Below are 18,200 nucleotides of genomic sequence, written 5' to 3' on the forward strand. Positions count from 1 at the left end.
AAAAAGCACGCTGAGAACAGCGTGCTTTTTTATAAACAGACAAAAAACTTAACGGTTCTGCAATTTTGCATAATCCATAAGTACATTTGCTGCTTCATTCACAAATGTTTCTTCTTCTGGCAATGCAGGACGTTGGTTGGCTTTCATTTTGGCACGAGATTCAGCCAATGCATCTAAGGAAGCCTGATAGCTTTCCCAGTTAGCAAAAGGTTTTTGACCTGTCGCTACACGGCGTTCATTTTCAGCATCTAAAGTTTGCTTTTCTAAACTCAGAAGCTCTGCGCGGCGCTTATCAATATCAAGAACAACTTGTTTCTGATCGCTAGTCACCTTTGCGATTGCCGTACGTTTATTTAAATATTTAAACTGCGGATCGACTGCTACACGTTGCTCTGAAAGTTGAGACAACTTCGCCACATATGGCTGAACAGAACCTTCACGTTTAAATGGTGCAGTTGGAATCGTATCCCACTTTAACGCATTTTTCGATTTACGCTCACCAAACTCTTCGTTATAAATATCAACAAGCTTAATGTCTGGCACTACACCTTTGTTTTGCGTACTACCACCGGTAACACGGTAGAATTTACGCTGAGTTAAGGTTGCTTGACCATATGCCAAAGTATCAAGTTGGACCTGAGCTGTACCTTTACCTGTGGTTGTACTACCAATGATAATGCCACGCTCATAATCTTGAATTGCAGCAGAGTAAATTTCACTTGCAGATGCCGATGCCAAGTTCACCAATACAGCGAGTGGACCTGTATAGATTTGCTGACCACCATCATTGTCTTCAAATACACTTACATTGCCATTGCCGTCACGAATTTGCACAACCGGACCTGACTTAATTACCTGTCCAAGCATACGTGCAACTTCTTCTAATGAACCACCTGGGTCATTACGCAAGTCAATAATAATACCTTCAACTTTCTTAGCTTTTAATGCCTCAAACGCATTTGCAGTGTCTTCAGAAACTGAACGATATTGCTGACCAGCACGACGTGAACGATAGTCGAAATAGAAAGATGGAATTTCAATGACACCTAATAGATGTTTTTTACCATCACGTGTTACTTCAACTGTACGTGAACGGACGCCCGCATCTTCTTCTTGAATGACATCACGCACCAAGGTCACATTGCGTGCCTGACTCATTGACGCACCAGCACCAAGAAGTTTCAGCGTTACTTTTGTGCCACGCTTACCACGGATCAACCCAACAATTTCTGAACTCGACCAGCCGACCACATCAATCATTTTACCGCCCTCTTGAGCGACACCAACGATTCGGTCTCCTGATTTCACTTGACCAGACTTACTTGCCGGGCCACCTTCTACAATGGTTTCAATCTTGGTGTAATCTTCATTGCCACGCTCTGGACGAATCGATACCCCAATACCTTCAAGTTGTAAGGTCGTTTGGCGGTTCAGTTCTATCGCATCAATTGGCGGATAATAGTTACTATGTGGATCATAAGTCGCCAACATTGCATTTAACATTTTATCTAAAACATCGTCGCTTTTCACACGGCTAATTCTTTCAAGCTGACGTGTATAACGCTTGGTCAAAGTCTGAGCTGGTGTTAAATCTTCTGGGCCTGTTAAGTCTTGACCATCAGCAAGTGATGGATTTTCTTTTAATGCCTTTTGTTTCGCCTGCTCTTCTTCACGGCTAATCGTTAAATTAATTAACTGCGAAACTAACATTTTACGCCAGTGATTTTGCTGCTCAGCCGATGTTTTAAAATAAGGTGCTTTTTCGCGATCTACTTCAATAAAGGTATTTGGCTGTTTTAAATTTTGTGGTTTCTTTAACTCAGCAAGCATGAACTCATAAAATTGTTTTAAGCGTTCACGATATTGCTGGTGAATAGCAAACGGTCCAGTTAAATTCCCCGCTTTTAATGAAGCACCAAAATTTGAACCATAGAGCTTTTTATAATTTTGAACTTCAGCGTCTAAAAATAATGAATGGTCTGGATCAAGACTATCTAAATACATATCGAGAATACGGTTAGATGTATTCGCATCCAAACGCATATTTAAATAATGTTGGCGATCAACTAAAGTTGCCAGTTGACGAGCCACCAAGGCCTGCTCTTGCGTTGGCTGGATCGATTGAGAAACAGCAGCTGTATTGGTTGCTGCTCTTGCTTCGTTCATCGTATGAGAGAAGAATAAACCGCCAGTCGCGATTGCTACTGCACAAGCTATAGTTTGAAGTTTCATAAATTCTTAATACTTCCTTGGGTGTTCGTATCTTACACGCTCTGTTTTCGATATGAACTAAGCAGATTCAACATCTTAACCAACTAAATTGTTTATACCGTGTAGTTTTATCATATTCTGTACTGACAAAATGTAGCAAATCATTGCAAAATTCGCTTATTGTTTTTCAATCAAAATTCAAATGGAACCAATATGATTGGCGCGTTGATGCTGGACATTGCCGGCACAGAACTTACTAAAGAAGATATTGAACTATTACAAGCTCCGCAAGTCGGTGGCATGATTTTATTTGCACGAAATATTGAATCACCACAACAAGTCCGTGCTTTAACCGACCATATGCGTCAAGTTCGCCCAGATATTTTAATTGCTGTCGACCAAGAAGGCGGCCGGGTTCAACGTTTAAAATCTGGCTTTACACTATTGCCAGCTATGGGCCGCTTTGGCGAACTCTATATCACTCAACCACAAAAGGCTCTAGAACTGGCTGAACAGTGTGGCTGGTTAATGGCAACTGAAGTCTTAGCTGTGGGGATTGATTTTAGTTTTGCACCAGTTTTAGATCTTAATGCGATTAGTGATGTGATTGGTGACCGTGGCTTCTCTAAAAATATTGAAGATATTGCTCCTCTTGCTGGTGCATTTATGCGCGGCATGAAAAAAGCCGGCATGGCAAATACTGGTAAGCACTTCCCGGGTCACGGTTCGGTCAAAGCCGATTCACATGTCGCAGCCGCAATTGACAGCCGTAGCTATGACGAAATTTACAACCATGATATGCAAAGCTTCATTAAGCTTATGCCTGAGCTCGATGCGCTCATGCCTGCACATGTAATTTACGACAAGGTTGACCCAAATCCGGCAGGTTTCTCACCTTTCTGGATTCAAGAAGTCCTTCGTAATCGTTTGAAGTTTAATGGTGTACTTTTCTCTGATGACTTAAGCATGCAAGCTGCTTGTGTCGCTGGAGGTGCAGATGCGCGTATTCAAGCAGCTCTGGCAGCTGGTTGTGATATGGGGCTAGTGTGTAATGACCGTAGTGCAGCATGTACAGCACTCGATGGTATTGCAAACTTAGCGTTACCAAATCAAGAACGTTTAGAACGTATGCGTGGTCGAATTCCACAAATCCAAGTTGGTGAAACTTTATCGCTTGGAAATGAATGGCAAGATGTCAAAACAGCCATTGAAGAGTTTAAAAATTCGATTTAACTTTGCTGAGTAATTAATAAGTTTTTTATGACATAAGATTATCTCAACAATTGGATACTCGACAACGTCATCCACAACCTGCATGGTTTATGTAAAAAGCTGTTTTTGCAATTAAATCAAAAAATATCAGGCTTTGAACAGGTTTTGTGGATGACAATGGTTTTGCCTACTTTTCCCCAAAGAAAAGTAGGTCGAGCCGAAGGCTGATGACTAAATAAAATTAGAACACAGCATGACTCTGCCATGAAAATTACGACATAAAAAATATCAAGATCAACTTATGGAAAAACCGAGTTCAGGACGAATGACACAACACCTTTCAAAACACCGCCACATTTCTTTTACAGCCCACTATACAGGCTATATCTGGTATCAAATGGGGATCTCACACGAAGCACTTGCTACGAGTAAAGGCAAATCTTTGGCATATTTAGTTCACCCATTAGAATCTTGGGCAGAGAAATATGTCGGTAGCAGTATGCGCACGACACTTAAACAGCGCCATACTATGCTTGATCATGATTTAGAGAAGTTAATTCAAGAAAATCCTGGTTTACAGGTGCTTGAAATCGCTTGTGGTTTATCACCACGTGGTTGGTGGTTTAGGCAGCATTATCCTTCTATTAGCTATCGAGAGCTTGATTTGCCCGATATGGCTCAAACAAAACAAAATGCACTAAAACAAATTGAAAAAAATGCACCTGAAATTTTATCGGTTGATTTATTTACTGAGGCTTTCGCACAAGCATTTGAAGTGTTTGACCCTAGCCGTCCACTAGTTGTAATCAGTGAAGGTTTAATTAACTATTTTGATAAAGACTTATTAAAGCAACTGATCCAATCCATTGCCCACTATGGTGCTTCTTTTAAAAAGCTTCATTATTTAACCGACCTGTATCCTGAACCCGTTAAGAACAAACTCGCAAGTATTATCTGGAACAGTAGTAAATTACTTAAACTTATGTCTCGAAGCTCATTTAGTTTTCATTTTAAGACTCCACTAGAAGTGAAAGACTTTTTTAAAGATGCAGGCTTTAGTCAAGTTAACGTTGAACAACCGCAAATATTCTTCGGACAAGTTTCTAAAGAGAGCAATGAAGAGCATTTAGGCGACTTAGTATGGACTATCCATGCTCAATTGAAATAAAAAAAGAAGTCTCAATATTTTTGGGACTTCTTTTTTATAAAAAATTAAACTTTATGCTGCTTGCTTTTGGCGGGCAATAAAACGACTTAAACGGTCAGCAAGTTCGAAACTGCCATGTTTAAATAAGGCACGGACTCCTTGTTCAGTAGCTTCAAAGATTAAACACTCAATCGAAAAAGCGCCCTCTTCATCTTCTAAATGTAAAGCCAAATCACGTGGGTGTTCATTTACAAAGGCGAGCTGTTTCACATCATCTAACTTCAAATACATTCCAAAGAAAGTCACATCCACAATCGTTACTGGGACTTCTGATTTACATTCACGGTGGCTTAGTTTGGTTTTAGGCTGCAGAACTGAAATCCGTTCTTCACCTCGACGTTCCATACTTTGCATTTGTTCCCGCGTCATTGGAATAATGCCATCCAGAATTTGGATAGATTCACCCTTCAAAAATGAAGTGAACAAACTCATAGTTTCTTTACGGCGCTGAAGCTGTGGCACATGATCTGCGTTAGCAATCAGAGCAAATTCCATATCCGGACATTGCAAAGCAAAATTGGCATTTTCATGAGGCAAAGTAAAACTATCGTACTGCCCTGCTGCGACCAGTGTTTTACACTGTGGAATCGGTACATCTGTTAAGCGTAAAAGTCGATTACAGTTAATGTCATAACGTTCACGCTCGGTCCCCGTAAACTCAGCCATTTGCCTAAAAAATAATTTTTTAGCTGTCGGTGACATACGTGTTTTATCTAATTTGGCATGATTCACCAAATATAGAATCACCGCTTGTCCAAACTCTTCCATACGGTTTTCTTGCATGAGTTTGAGTGATTCTTCCAAAATCATCCGCCAACTTTTACGGGTCTTTTGCATGACACCCATTAAAATCATACGGTCCATTAAATCTGGACGGTGATAAGCAAAACAAGAAGCAACAACTGAACCCAACGACATTCCCATTACAGAAACTTTTTGAATTCCCACGATATCTAACCAGCGACCTAACATTTCGGACAAATCAGGTAGTTCTAATGTTCCAGCAGAAATTCCGGTATCTCGATTGGTAATTTGTTGATTTGCTCCCATAGATGGCAAGTCGATTAAAATGACCGGGCCACTTTCAAACAGTTGCTCAACACAATATTTATAAGAGTTAAAATTTTGAAAAGCACCACCAACAATCACAATCGGTGTTTTGTGAATGGTTTTTGGGTCTGCAATCGCCATGTATTCAATTTTCCAACCGTCAATCCATGTCGTACGAGCTGGCTGTTTAAAACTATCTCTATGGTAGATATCGAAAAACCCAAAACCGGCATAAGCTTGGTTTATCTCCGAATCCATTTGAATAATGGAATTCATATCCTTGCTTCCTCCTTGCTGTAATTTTTTTATGCTGCAAGAGTTCCTTCTTGAACATGTAATCTTTTATGCACAAATCTTTAAAATTTGTATTAGTTTGTATTGCACAAGTCCATTCTAAACAATTGTCTGAAATATACGCAATCGCTGAAATGACCACTCATCTTGTTTAAGCCGCGAATAGTTTGCAAAATATTTAAATGTTTTTTTATAGCGGTCACATTTTTCAAAAAAAGCCATTCATTGTTCCGCATTTGACTGCTACTATCGTAGTCATTGGTAAATGATTAAAAACTGCTATGCAAGATTCAATTGAACAATACATGCAAAAAGTCGGGCAACAAGCACGTGAGGCTTCACGTGTCTTAACAAGTGCTTCGACTTCGCTTAAAAATCATGCACTCTCTGCTATTTACACTGCTTTAGAAAATAATCAGGCAGCGATTTTGGCGGCGAATCAACTCGACATGGAAAAAGGCCGTAGTAACCAACTTGACAGTGCCTTACTTGATCGTCTTGAACTTACGCCCGCACGTTTTAAGGGGATGTTGCAAGGTTTAAAAGATGTGATCGCTCTCGTCGATCCAATTGGGGAAATTACGGATCTTGCATATCGCCCCACAGGCATTCAAATTGGGAAAATGCGTGTGCCTTTGGGTGTAGTAGGTATGATTTATGAATCACGCCCAAACGTAACACTTGAAGCTGCCTCGTTAGCGATTAAATCGGGCAATGCCATTATTTTACGTGGTGGTTCAGAAGCACTTGAGTCAAACAAAGCAATCGCAGAAGCAGTTAAACATGGTTTAAAAGTTGCTGGTTTACCTGAGCACTCAGTACAAGTGATTGAAACTTCTGACCGTGCGGCAGTTGGTCACCTCATTACCATGGCTGAGTATGTAGATGTCATTGTTCCACGCGGTGGTAAAAGCTTAATTGAGCGTGTGACCAACGAAGCCCGTATTCCTGTGATTAAGCATCTTGATGGTAACTGCCACGTGTTTGTAGAAGCACAAGCAGACTTGCAAAAAGCATTACCGATTACTTTAAATGCCAAAACTCATCGTTACGGTGTTTGTAATGCGATGGAAACACTGCTTGTTGATGAAAAAATTGCAGACGTTTTCTTACCACGCATTGCTGAACTTTATGCTGAAAAACAAGTTGAGTTACGTGGCTGTCCAGAAACACGTCGTATTTTGGGTACGACTGTCAAACCTGCAACAGAAGAAGACTGGTATACCGAATATTTAGGACCAATTCTTGCAATTAAAGTGGTTAGCGGGATTGATGAAGCAATTGACCATATCAACAAATATGGTTCGCATCATACCGATGCAATTGTGACTGAAAACTATACTTTAGCTCGTCAGTTCTTGGCTCGTGTAGATTCGAGTTCAGTCGTAGTTAATGCCTCAACTCGTTTTGCTGATGGCTTTGAATATGGTTTAGGTGCTGAGATTGGTATCTCAACTGATAAAATCCATGCACGCGGCCCTGTTGGCTTAGAAGGTTTAACTTCTCAAAAATGGATTGTGTTAGGTGACGGTCAAATTCGTCAATAAATCCCTTATTTAAATAAAAACGCCTGATCCATATCAGGCGTTTTTATTTTGTTATTTCCCATAAAAAAGCCAGCCCGAAGGCTGGTTTTTTTAATCGTATATCAATTAGAAAATAAAGTCGGTATTCACAAACTTCGAATAGTGCTCAGACACCATAGAAGCCAGCATACCTTTACTGTCATCAGTCTGTTTAGCCGCAATCATAGAGCGGATCGAGAATGCACGAAGCGCATCATGCACAGACAGTGTACCTTCTGCAGAATCTTTACGACCACCAAATGGGAATACATCAGGGCCACGCTGACATTGACAGTTGATGTTTACACGACAAACTTGATGTACCAGTGTATCGACCAAATGACCAATTTGCGCTGGGTCACTACCAAAAATACTCACCTGCTGACCATGATCAGAAGTAGTGACATAATCCAATACAGTTTCAATATCATCATAAACAGCAACTGGTACCACTGGCCCAAACTGTTCTTCGCGATATAGTCTCATCCCCTCAGTCACTGGATAAACGACAGCTGGATAGAACATGGTTTTGCAGAATTCACCACCTTCCGGATTAACCACTTTAGCCCCTTTTGCCACAGCATCTTCAATCACTTCAGTCATGTAGGCGGTACGGTGCATACCCGGTAACGGCGTAATAGAGACACCTTTTTCCCACGGCATACCTACTTTCAGTTTAGCCAGCTCAGTCGTTAAACGATTAACAAATTCATCGGCTATTGAGCGGTGTACCATCAGCATTTTCAAAGCAGTACAACGCTGACCATTGAATGACAATGCACCCAGTAGACATTCTTTCACTGTCAGGTCTAAGTCAGCATCAGGCAAAATGATGGCTGCATTCTTCGCATCCAACCCCAAAATCGCACGCAGACGATGGGATTTTGGATGTTGCTTTTTCAAATGATCAGCCACTTTACTAGAACCAATCAGTGCCAGTACATTAATTTGCCCTGACGCTAATAAGTGAGGCACTACCAGAGAACCGGGTGCATAGATAGTATTGATTACGCCTTTTGGAAATGAATCTCGGAATGCCTCTAGCAATGGTTCAAATAGTAAAGTTCCAAATTGAGGTGGTTTAAAAATAATGGTATTACCCATTAGCATAGCTGGGATTAGGGTTGCGAAGGTTTCATTCAGTGGGTAGTTGTATGGTCCCATACACAACACAACACCTAATGGAGTACGACGAATTTGACCAATAGTACCTTCAGCAATTACAAAGCGAGAGTTAGCATTATCCAGATCTTTTAAAGCATCAATGGTTTGACGCATATAGGTAATAGTACGATCAAACTCTTTCTCTGAGTCAGCCAAGCTCTTGCCAATTTCCCACATGATCAGCTTAATAATCAGATCTCGTTGCTCTACCATGCGCTGAATGAAATTCTGCATACAAGCGATGCGCTCACCAACTTTCATCATTGGCCATTCGCCGCGACCATTGTTGTAAGCCCGTACTGCCGCTTCCAGAGCTTCATCACTTTCTTTTTCGCCCATGACTGGATAACTACCAAGTTCAACTTGCTGTAGGCTACCGTCAGACTGCTGAATCCAGATCGGAGATAATGTTTTCTTGGTTGGACCAGCCCATAGCTTCAACTCACCGTCCACCAGTGAGACACGTTGATGAATTTGAGATGGCAGACGTACACTTTCAGGAATACTGTCCACTACTGGAAATTTATGCTGTAAATTATTTAACTGATTCATTCTTCTTAGTACCTTATTCTTTGTATATCTTTTTATATCTACCGAGCTTTCACTGTAATCAGGTCTTATTCGGGTCAATACTACTATTATTATCAGTACTCACCTTGCTTGAACCGTAGATGCAAGGTGAATATCTTAAGGCTGTGATAGTTTCGATATTTTCTAGATGAATTTACCCCCGACACACACTAGCAGTCACCCCTAGCTTCTGGATGACTTGTTCAATGATCTGTTCTGGTGTGAGAGCAATATCAATTGCTATTGCCTCATTCACATCAGGTTCTTCTAATGTATCTAGTTGAGTTTGTAACAATGATGGATCAAAAAAATGACCAGATCTTTCTGCAAGTCTTTGCTGTAATAGTTCAAAAGAACCTTTTAGATATACAAACTTAACATTCTGGTCCTGCCCTCTTAAAATATCGCGATACATCCGCTTTAAAGATGAGCATGTAAACACAGCTGTTTCACCATCTCTTTGTTTTGTTTCAATTGCCTGACGAATGGCTTGCAACCATGGCAAGCGATCTTCATCAGTTAAAGGAATACCTTGGCTCATCTTGCTTTTATTTGCAGCGGAATGAAGCGTATCGCCATCAAGAAACTCACAAGCCAAACGCTCTGATAACAACTCACCAATGAGGGTTTTCCCTGTTCCACAGACACCCATAGCTATCACAATCATGGATTACCTACCTCTAATTACAAAACAGCGCTAAGCAACAATGTGAAAGACAAACCAAGTACTGAAATAATTGTTTCCAGTACAGACCAAGTCTTCAGTGTCTGCCCAACTGTCATTCCAAAATATTCTTTGATTAGCCAGAAACCAGCATCGTTTACATGCGAGAAAATTAATGATCCTGAACCTGTTGCTAATACTAAAAGTTCAGGTCTAACAACTACCCCTGCCGCCGCCGCAATAGGTGCAACAATGCTACAAGCCGTAGCCATCGCAACAGTAGCCGAACCTGTCGCCAAGCGTATAAGAGCTGCAACAAGCCATCCTAACAACAATGGTGAAAGGTTTGCTTTTAAGGCAGTAGATACAATTTCATTAGAAATTCCACTGTCTCTTAAAATACCGCCAAAACCGCCACCAGCACCAACAATCAACAAAATACCGGCAATTGAAGCCAAGCACCCACCACAGAACTTTTCAATTTGTTCACGGTTGAAACCCTGCATGGTGCCGAAAGTAATAAAGCTGACCAAAACAGCAATAAGCAATGCAATATCAGAAGTACCAATAAAGCGTAATAACTCATTTGGAAAAGTTTTTGGAGCAAAGAAAACATCTGCCCAACTACCAACTAGCATCAATGCAACTGGCAGCATGATCGTAAATAAGGTAATACCAAAACTTGGTAATTCACGTGTCTTGTTAGCATCTGCTTCAACAAACTGCTTTGCTAAAGGATTATTTTCAGGCAATTTGACATATTTGTTGATCCATAATGCATACAATGGACCTGCAACAACCGCTGTCGGGACACCAACCAACAAACTGTACATAATAGTTTTACCGATGTCGGCGTGGTAAGCCTGCACCGCGAGCAAAGCTGCTGGATGTGGTGGAATCAACCCGTGTACGACCGATAAACCTGCAACCATAGGTAAACCTACAACCAACAATGATTTACCTGTGCGTTTAGCAATGTTGAAGGCAATTGGAATTAGAAGTACAAAACCGACTTCGAAAAATACGGGAAGCCCCACAATTAATGCAATGAACATCATGGCCCAGTGAATATGTTTTTCACCAAACCATTTAATTAAAGTAATTGCTATTCGTTCCGCACCACCTGACTCGGCCATCATCTTGCCAAGCATGGTTCCTAGCGCAATCACAATCGCAAGGTGACCTAATGTTTTACCGGTACCAGCCTCATATGATTTAACGATCCCATCCATTGGCATGCCAACTGCAAGAGCTAAACCGAGAGAAACAATAATAAGAACTAAAAAGGGGTAAATTCTAAACTTCGCGATCATAACAATCAAAGCAACAATCGCGATTAAAGTATAGATAAGCAACATGCCACCCTGAACGGTCTCCATGTGACACTTTCTCCTTGGAATAATGCTATCTAGGCATACTGCCCAAACGAAGCTCTTCAACCAGAGATATACTCATTGTTGAAGCACTCATTTTTTATATTTTGTATGACTGGCATCCGCCAGTCACCGCATCACAAAAAATCTAAAGCACCTAAAAGATACTTTAGATTTTCAAACCACAATTACTTTCGTAAAACTCACAACTGACTTGCAATTTGGGCTAAACGAGTAATTTCAGCCCAATCTTGTGCAGCGACAACAGGTTTAGGTGTTAACCATGACCCACCTACACACACGACATTAGGTTGCTTCAAGAAATCTGGAGCTGACTCCGCTGTAATTCCACCTGTAGGACAAAAACGTAAGTTTGGAAATGGCCCATAAAATGCTTTTAGCATCTCTACACCACCAGCCTGTTGAGCAGGGAAAAACTTCACAATGTCGTAACCCAATTCAATCGCTTGAATAAGATCACTCGGTGTCATTACCCCTGGTAAAAGAGGCAAGCCCGCATCTTGCGCAGCCAGATGCAAGTCTTTAGTCAAACCCGGAGATACCCCAAATTTAGCACCTGCTTTTTTAGCTTGAGCACAATGCTCAGGCTTAGTAATCGTTCCTACGCCCACCACAATGTCATCTGCTAACTGAGACGCTCGCTCAATAGCAGCCAAACCAGCAGCGGTACGTAAAGTAATTTCCAGTACTTTTACACCACCAGCATGCAACGCACGTGATACATGCTCACCTTGTTCAGCAGAATCAAAAGCCAACACTGGAATTACTGGGCCTAATTTGACAACATCTTCAATCTTGCTCATTACTTTGTAATTCCTTCGTCTCAAATATGCGCTTGTGGCTCTTCGCCAACAAGTGCACCAAACACAGATGCACCATGCTCAGCAGGCGCTGCTGCTGCACGGAATACACCAAATAATTCACGTCCAAAACCGACTTCGTTTTCAGCCTGATGTTCTGGCTGTGCAACAGGGCGTGACTGCCAAGTTTGTTCATCTAACTCAATATCGAGTACGCCTGCTTCAGCATCAATGATTAACATATCTCCGGTTTGAACTTTTCCAATCGGACCGTTTAATAACGCTTCTGGAGACAAATGAATGACTGCCGGTACTTTGCCTGAAGCACCAGACATACGGCCATCAGTCACTAATGCAACATGGAAGCCTTGATCTTGTAAAACACCCAACACAGGCGTTAAACGGTGTAATTCAGGCATACCATTCGCACGTGCACCTTGGAAACGAACAACCGCAATAAAATCTCGGTGTAATTCGCCACGGTCAAACGCTGCTTGTACCGCTTCTTGAGAATCAAACACAATTGCTGGAGCTCTAACTTTACGGTGCTCTGGCGCAACCGCAGAAATCTTGATAACACCACGACCAAGGCGACCTTGCATTAAGCGCAAACCACCATCTGGCTGAAACGGCGCATCAATGCTACGGAGTACTTTGTCATCAAGGCTTTGAACCACACCGTCAACCCAAGTGAGCTTACCGTCAATCAATTTCGGTTCTTTGGTGTAGTGCTGCAAACCTTTCCCAGCCACTGTTGTTACATCGTTATGCAACAAACCAGCCTCAAGTAAGTTACGAATAAGGAATGCCACCCCACCCGCTGCTTGGAAATGGTTTACATCGGCTTTACCATTTGGATAGATTTTTGCGAGCAATGGAACAACAGCAGACAACTCATCAAAGTCATCCCAGTCAATTAAGATGCCAGCCGCACGTGCAATCGCAATAAGATGTAAGGTATGGTTGGTTGAACCGCCTGTAGCCAGTAAAGCTACAATGCCATTGATAATGGCTTTTTCATCAATAACATGACCAATTGGCGTGTAGTTGCCTCGCTCAGCAGTTAAGTCAAGTACACGTTTAGCAGCTTCGGCAGTAAGCGCGTCACGTAGTGGTGTGTGAGGATGAACAAATGCAGCACTTGGCAAATGTAAACCCATCACTTCCATCAACATTTGGTTACTATTGGCAGTACCATAGAATGTACATGTGCCCTGCCCATGATATGCAGCAGACTCAGCTTCAAGTAAGGCATCGCGACCTACTTGGCCTGTAGCGAATTGCTGGCGGATTTTAGCTTTATCATCATTCGATAAACCGCTGCTCATTGGACCTGCGGGTACAAAAATGGTTGGTAGATAACCAAACTGTAAAGCACCAATCAGCAAGCCTGGCACAATCTTATCGCATACCCCGAGACACAATGCAGCGTCAAACATATTATGAGAAAGTGCAATCGCTGTACTCATTGCAATTGTTTCACGTGAAAACAATGACAATTCCATACCGGCATTACCTTGAGTAATACCATCACACATTGCCGGTACACCACCAGCAAACTGTGCAACGCCGCCATTTTCGCGAGCAGCTGTTTTTATAATGTCAGGGAATGTTTTATATGGGGCATGTGCCGAAAGCATTTCATTATAAGAAGACACAATACCAATATTTGGTTCACGCCCCACTTTAATAATTAATTTTTCATTATCTTCCATGCCGGCAAATCCATGAGCCAGATTGGCACATGAAAGTGCTCCACGAGCTGGAAATTTGCCTTGAGCATGTTCAATACGTTGTAAATATGCAGAACGAGTTTTTTGGCTACGCGCAATTACACGTTCGGTAACTTTTGCCAATATTGGATTCGGCAAGTCCATGCTGGACGCTCCTGTACAACCGGATAAGCCGGAACAATAAAAATAGACCAAATGATATATTTCATCATCATTTGATAAGGGGGAGGAACAATATTATTAAGGCAAAAAGCGACATGCAAGCCCTAGACAACTTTACGGTAATACCTGAGCATGAGTATTAAATACAAATTATGTTTAAGTTTTAAACAAGAAGCTGGTTTTATTTTTGACTATATTTACCGGTATATTAGCCTCTAATAACTATGAGAAAATTCTCATAATATCAAAGTAATAAAATATCTTTATAAATGTATTAACACAGTTTTTTTATACTAAATTTTATAATAAAAATGTTTATAATTTATTCTTTTTATCCTATATAGAAACTATTAAAACTTAATTTCAATTACGTATATTATTTGTAATACTCCCCTCTAGTTTGATTAAAATGACAGCACTTCTTTTTTCTTAAAAAATTTATACCAAATAGTTGAAAATTACTTTAATTCAAAATTTACTTTTCATAAATACATACAAAAAACTGTTTAATTCTTCTACAAAAAAACAATAAATACAGTGGTTAAGCTTTATACTGAACAGATATTAGTTATAAAAAATTTGATGGTCGATAGTGCTTAAGTCTAATGGGCTAAAGTCTATCTTGGACAGAAAAACAACACATGTTAAAACATCACAACCTGCTCTTAGTGCATATTGCAATTAATGCCTTTTGATCAGGAAGTTAGGAAAACTATTTTTAAATCAGGACTTGGGTATTTCAACGTGGCTACATCAGTATTAGTTATTAATTGCGGTTCTTCATCTATCAAATACGCACTGGTTTCAGAGCGTCGTGAAGATCGTATTTATGGTTTAGCAGAAAACTTAGGGGCAGCTGATGCTCGTATTAAAGGAATTACAGTCGGTGGAGAACCGCTAGAGCTTTCAATTCCCTATGCTGACCACGCCAAAGCTTTAGAAACCTTACTTGCACGTCTTGCAAACTATAAACCTCAAGCAATCGGTCATCGTGTCGTACATGGTGGAAGTCTTACTAAAGCTGAATTACTCACCCCTGAAATTATAGAACGTATTCGTGCAGCCACGCCTCTTGCCCCGCTTCATAACCCTGCTCACTTAATTGGGATTGAAGCAACAATGCGCCTATTTCCTGAATTGCCTCAAGTTGCCGTATTTGACACCGCATTCCACCAAACCATGCCTGCGCATGCATACCGTTATGCAATTCCGAAATTTTTATATACAGACCATAACGTTCGCCGCTATGGCTTCCACGGCACAAGCCATGCTTATGTGTCTGACCGCGGCAGTGAACTGGCTGGAAATTTCCAAAAAGGTGGTTGGCTAACAGCACACTTGGGCAATGGTAGCTCGACTTGTGCAGTATGGAATGGACAAAGTGTTGATACTTCTATGGGCCTTACTCCGCTTGAAGGCGTTGTAATGGGAACCCGTAGTGGTGATGTCGACCCAAGCTTACACAGCTTCCTTGCAAAAAACCTTGGCTGGGACTTAGCGAAAATAGACAAAGTTTTAAATAACGAAAGTGGATTACTTGGCTTATCACAACTTTCTAACGATATGCGTACAGTGATTGAAGCTTCTGAAAACGGCAACGAGGATGCTCGCCTTGCAATAGAGGTATTTAGCTATCGCCTTGCAAAATCGCTTGCTGCCTTAAGTTGTGGTTTACCAAGTATTGATGGTCTGATCTTCACAGGTGGTATCGGTGAGAACTCTGCTTATATTCGTGAAAAAACTCTAGCTTATTTACCTCACTTCGGTTTACAGCTCGATAAAGATCAAAATAACGACTTAAAACGTGGTACAGAAGGCCGTATCGATAGCGGTACAGGTCCACAAATTTGGGTGATTCCAACAGATGAAGAAGGCCGTATTGCCAAAGAAACTCGTCAGGTTGTAGACGTTTCACCAAATACAACTCCTGAAGTTAGCCTTGCTTAATTACAGAAGTCAAAGAACGTTATTCATTTATTTATAGGTTTATATGAATACAATTTTATTAATTCCTACAGGTGAAGGGGTTGGTCTAACCTCTGCCTGTTTAGGTATGATTTATGCACTTGATTGTAATGGGATTAAAGCAGGCTTTTTAAAACCGTTCTCTCAGGTAGATCAAGAAAATTTAGACCGGACCACCTCTTTATTTGGCCACTTATTTCAAGGTAAAACTGTTCAATCCATTTCTCATGAAAAACTAACCCAACGCATTGCGTCAGGCGAAGTAGATGAACTACTTGAAGAAGCGGTAAGTCTTCATCGTAGTATTTCAGAAGACAATAATGTGATTATTGTTGAAGGCTTATTGCCAAATGGGCAAGATCATTTTGCTAGTGAACTTAATGCAAGCCTTGCACAAGCTCTCGATGCTGAAGTGGTTTTAGTCAGTACAGCAGATATTCAAAACCCACGTAAAACAGCAGAGAAAGTTGAAGCACACTTACGGCAGTTTGGTGGTGCAACCTCTAACCGAACAGCCGGCGTACTCTTTATGCGTACACGCGGGTTGTCGGAAGAAACAGCTCAAATACCTGTCGCATTTGATCCGTCACTACGCCCAACCGAAGACATCGCAAAATTTACGACAGAACTGCAAAAATACAATCGCTACTTTGGATCAAACGATTTACCAATTATTGGTTTAGTCCCATTTAGTAATACCTTAAGTGTACCTAGAACTTTAGACATCGCGAACGTGATTGATGGTCAATGGGTACATCAAGGCGAAGCGAAAACACGTCGTATTTTGCACTCAAGTTTAATTGCCTCAAGTATTGAATATGAACTTAATAAATTCATTGCAGGTGAGCTGATTATTAGTGCATCTGAACGTACCGATGTATTACTTGCAAGTAGTTTAGCAACCAGTAATGGTATTCCACTGGCAGGCTTGGTGTTGACTGAACGTGAAGCCCCTGCTCCTGAGCTTTTAGAGTTCTGCCAAAGTGCCATCAAACAAGGGTTGCCAATTTTACATACTCGTTTAAACACACTGGAAACAGCACAGCGTTTATCCGATTTTGGTAATGAAATTCCAACCGATGACACTGAGCGTGCCGAGCAAGTGACTCGTTTTGTTTCAAGTCATATCGATGTCGAATGGCTTAAACAACACAGTAATAATGGAGCAACACCACGTCTTTCTCCTTCTGCATTCCGTCACGAACTGGTACAAAAATCGATTGCAGCCAAAAAACGGATCGTCCTACCTGAAGGCGATGAACCACGCACTATTGAAGCTGCTGCTATATGTCAGGCTCGTGGTATTGCGCATTGTATTTTGTTAGCAAAACCAGATGCGGTACAAGACGTTGCAAAGGCACGCGGTATTGAATTACCAGCAGACTTGGAAATTATTGATCCGGACAGCATTCGCAATCAATATGTTGCACCTATGGTTGAACTCCGCAAAGGCAAACTCAATGAGTTACAAGCCAAAGATCAATTACAAGACACCGTAGTTCTTGGCACCATGATGCTGGCGCTAGATCATGTAGATGGTTTGGTTTCAGGTGCAGTTCACACCACGGCTAACACCGTGCGCCCTGCTTTTCAGCTGATTAAAACCGCACCTTCTTACTCTTTAGTTTCGTCCATATTCTTTATGCTTTTACCAGATGAAGTATATGTTTACGGTGACTGTGCAATTAACCCAGACCCTACAGCCGACCAACTTGCTGAAATTGCGATTCAGTCTGCTGACTCTGCAAAAGCGTTTGGAATTGACCCACGTATTGCCATGATCAGCTATTCAACTGGTACGTCTGGAACAGGTGCGGATGTTGAGAAAGTACAGCAAGCGACTCAAATTGCACAGCAACGCCGTCCTGATTTACTAATTGACGGTCCACTCCAATATGATGCAGCTTCCGTTGAAAGTGTCGGACGCCAAAAGGCACCGAATTCACCTGTAGCTGGCCGTGCCAATGTATTTATTTTCCCTGACTTAAATACAGGTAACACGACCTATAAAGCAGTACAACGTGCAGCAAATGTAGTCAGCGTTGGACCAATGCTGCAAGGTCTAAAAAAGCCAGTCAATGACTTGTCTCGTGGTGCTTTAGTAGATGATATTGTCTTTACTATTGCCTTAACAGCAATTCAGGCTGAACAACAGGCTGCTGCGAAATAATTAATATCATTTAATCTTTTCTACCTCTCGCCATTTGAT

General features: G+C 41.2%; 12 protein-coding genes. 5 read left to right on the forward strand and 7 right to left on the reverse strand.

Annotated features, from left to right (window positions below; genetic code table 11):
* Positions 1–48: 48 nt before the first annotated feature.
* Positions 49–2,232, reverse strand: a complete 2,184-nt coding sequence (locus tag J576_RS03435) for a carboxy terminal-processing peptidase (RefSeq protein WP_002053305.1) — start codon at positions 2,230–2,232, stop codon at positions 49–51.
* 192 nt (positions 2,233–2,424) lie between these two features.
* On the opposite strand from J576_RS03435, the gene nagZ reads away from it, so the two are divergent.
* Positions 2,425–3,444 (forward strand): beta-N-acetylhexosaminidase, encoded by a 1,020-nt coding sequence (gene nagZ, locus J576_RS03440; protein WP_002053488.1) that lies wholly within the window; start codon positions 2,425–2,427, stop codon positions 3,442–3,444.
* Positions 3,445–3,748: 304 nt separating this feature from the next.
* On the forward strand, positions 3,749–4,591 hold the full coding sequence (locus J576_RS03445) for a class I SAM-dependent methyltransferase (RefSeq protein WP_025467982.1): 843 nt from the start codon (positions 3,749–3,751) through the stop codon (positions 4,589–4,591).
* Positions 4,592–4,642: 51 nt separating this feature from the next.
* Here the strand turns inward: J576_RS03445 and J576_RS03450 are convergent, their stop codons facing one another.
* Positions 4,643–5,956 (reverse strand): alpha/beta fold hydrolase, encoded by a 1,314-nt coding sequence (locus J576_RS03450; protein WP_002053472.1) that lies wholly within the window; start codon positions 5,954–5,956, stop codon positions 4,643–4,645.
* A 299-nt stretch (positions 5,957–6,255) separates the two neighbouring features.
* Here J576_RS03450 and J576_RS03455 point away from each other — a divergent pair, with 299 nt between their 5' ends.
* Positions 6,256–7,521: a glutamate-5-semialdehyde dehydrogenase gene (locus J576_RS03455; RefSeq protein WP_002053346.1), complete on the forward strand. Its 1,266-nt coding sequence runs from the start codon at positions 6,256–6,258 to the stop codon at positions 7,519–7,521.
* 105 nt (positions 7,522–7,626) lie between these two features.
* On the opposite strand, the gene J576_RS03460 is transcribed toward J576_RS03455, so the two are convergent.
* The 5 genes from J576_RS03460 to edd all read right to left on the reverse strand — a co-directional run bounded on the left by J576_RS03460 (position 7,627) and on the right by edd (position 14,008).
* Positions 7,627–9,255: an NADP-dependent glyceraldehyde-3-phosphate dehydrogenase gene (locus J576_RS03460; RefSeq protein ID WP_002053334.1), complete on the reverse strand. Its 1,629-nt coding sequence runs from the start codon at positions 9,253–9,255 to the stop codon at positions 7,627–7,629.
* A 172-nt stretch (positions 9,256–9,427) separates the two neighbouring features.
* Complete coding sequence (locus J576_RS03465; RefSeq protein WP_033855508.1) at positions 9,428–9,940, reverse strand: gluconokinase; 513 nt, start codon at positions 9,938–9,940, stop codon at positions 9,428–9,430.
* Between the two features lie 17 nt (positions 9,941–9,957).
* On the reverse strand, positions 9,958–11,316 hold the full coding sequence (locus J576_RS03470; protein ID WP_002053229.1) for a GntT/GntP/DsdX family permease: 1,359 nt from the start codon (positions 11,314–11,316) through the stop codon (positions 9,958–9,960).
* A 197-nt stretch (positions 11,317–11,513) separates the two neighbouring features.
* Positions 11,514–12,134, reverse strand: a complete 621-nt coding sequence (eda, locus tag J576_RS03475; RefSeq protein WP_002053427.1) for a bifunctional 4-hydroxy-2-oxoglutarate aldolase/2-dehydro-3-deoxy-phosphogluconate aldolase — start codon at positions 12,132–12,134, stop codon at positions 11,514–11,516.
* A 20-nt stretch (positions 12,135–12,154) separates the two neighbouring features.
* Positions 12,155–14,008: a phosphogluconate dehydratase gene (gene edd, locus J576_RS03480; RefSeq protein ID WP_002053258.1), complete on the reverse strand. Its 1,854-nt coding sequence runs from the start codon at positions 14,006–14,008 to the stop codon at positions 12,155–12,157.
* A gap of 762 nt (positions 14,009–14,770) precedes the next feature.
* Here edd and J576_RS03485 point away from each other — a divergent pair.
* Both J576_RS03485 and pta read left to right on the forward strand, forming a co-directional pair.
* Positions 14,771–15,973: an acetate/propionate family kinase gene (locus J576_RS03485; protein ID WP_002053506.1), complete on the forward strand. Its 1,203-nt coding sequence runs from the start codon at positions 14,771–14,773 to the stop codon at positions 15,971–15,973.
* A gap of 43 nt (positions 15,974–16,016) precedes the next feature.
* Positions 16,017–18,161 carry a phosphate acetyltransferase gene (pta, locus tag J576_RS03490; protein ID WP_033855509.1) on the forward strand — a complete coding sequence of 715 codons (2,145 nt, stop codon included), beginning with the start codon at positions 16,017–16,019 and terminating at the stop codon, positions 18,159–18,161.
* The last annotated feature ends 39 nt before the right edge of the window (positions 18,162–18,200 follow it).

The sequence above is a fragment of the Acinetobacter sp. 766875 genome, from assembly GCF_000582055.1.
Taxonomy (GTDB): Bacteria; Pseudomonadota; Gammaproteobacteria; order Pseudomonadales; family Moraxellaceae; genus Acinetobacter; species Acinetobacter nosocomialis.

Excerpts from the sequence above, each read along its gene's own strand:
- J576_RS03435 (WP_002053305.1), bottom strand. The coding sequence starts at position 2,232 with ATGAAACTTCAAACTATAGCTTGTGCAGTAGCAATCGCGACTGGCGGT.
- nagZ (WP_002053488.1), top strand. The coding sequence starts at position 2,425 with ATGATTGGCGCGTTGATGCTGGACATTGCCGGCACAGAACTTACTAAA.
- J576_RS03445 (WP_025467982.1), top strand. The coding sequence starts at position 3,749 with ATGACACAACACCTTTCAAAACACCGCCACATTTCTTTTACAGCCCAC.
- J576_RS03450 (WP_002053472.1), bottom strand. The coding sequence starts at position 5,956 with ATGAATTCCATTATTCAAATGGATTCGGAGATAAACCAAGCTTATGCC.
- J576_RS03455 (WP_002053346.1), top strand. The coding sequence starts at position 6,256 with ATGCAAGATTCAATTGAACAATACATGCAAAAAGTCGGGCAACAAGCA.
- J576_RS03460 (WP_002053334.1), bottom strand. The coding sequence starts at position 9,255 with ATGAATCAGTTAAATAATTTACAGCATAAATTTCCAGTAGTGGACAGT.
- J576_RS03465 (WP_033855508.1), bottom strand. The coding sequence starts at position 9,940 with ATGATTGTGATAGCTATGGGTGTCTGTGGAACAGGGAAAACCCTCATT.
- J576_RS03470 (WP_002053229.1), bottom strand. The coding sequence starts at position 11,316 with ATGGAGACCGTTCAGGGTGGCATGTTGCTTATCTATACTTTAATCGCG.
- eda (WP_002053427.1), bottom strand. The coding sequence starts at position 12,134 with ATGAGCAAGATTGAAGATGTTGTCAAATTAGGCCCAGTAATTCCAGTG.
- edd (WP_002053258.1), bottom strand. The coding sequence starts at position 14,008 with ATGGACTTGCCGAATCCAATATTGGCAAAAGTTACCGAACGTGTAATT.
- pta (WP_033855509.1), top strand. The coding sequence starts at position 16,017 with ATGAATACAATTTTATTAATTCCTACAGGTGAAGGGGTTGGTCTAACC.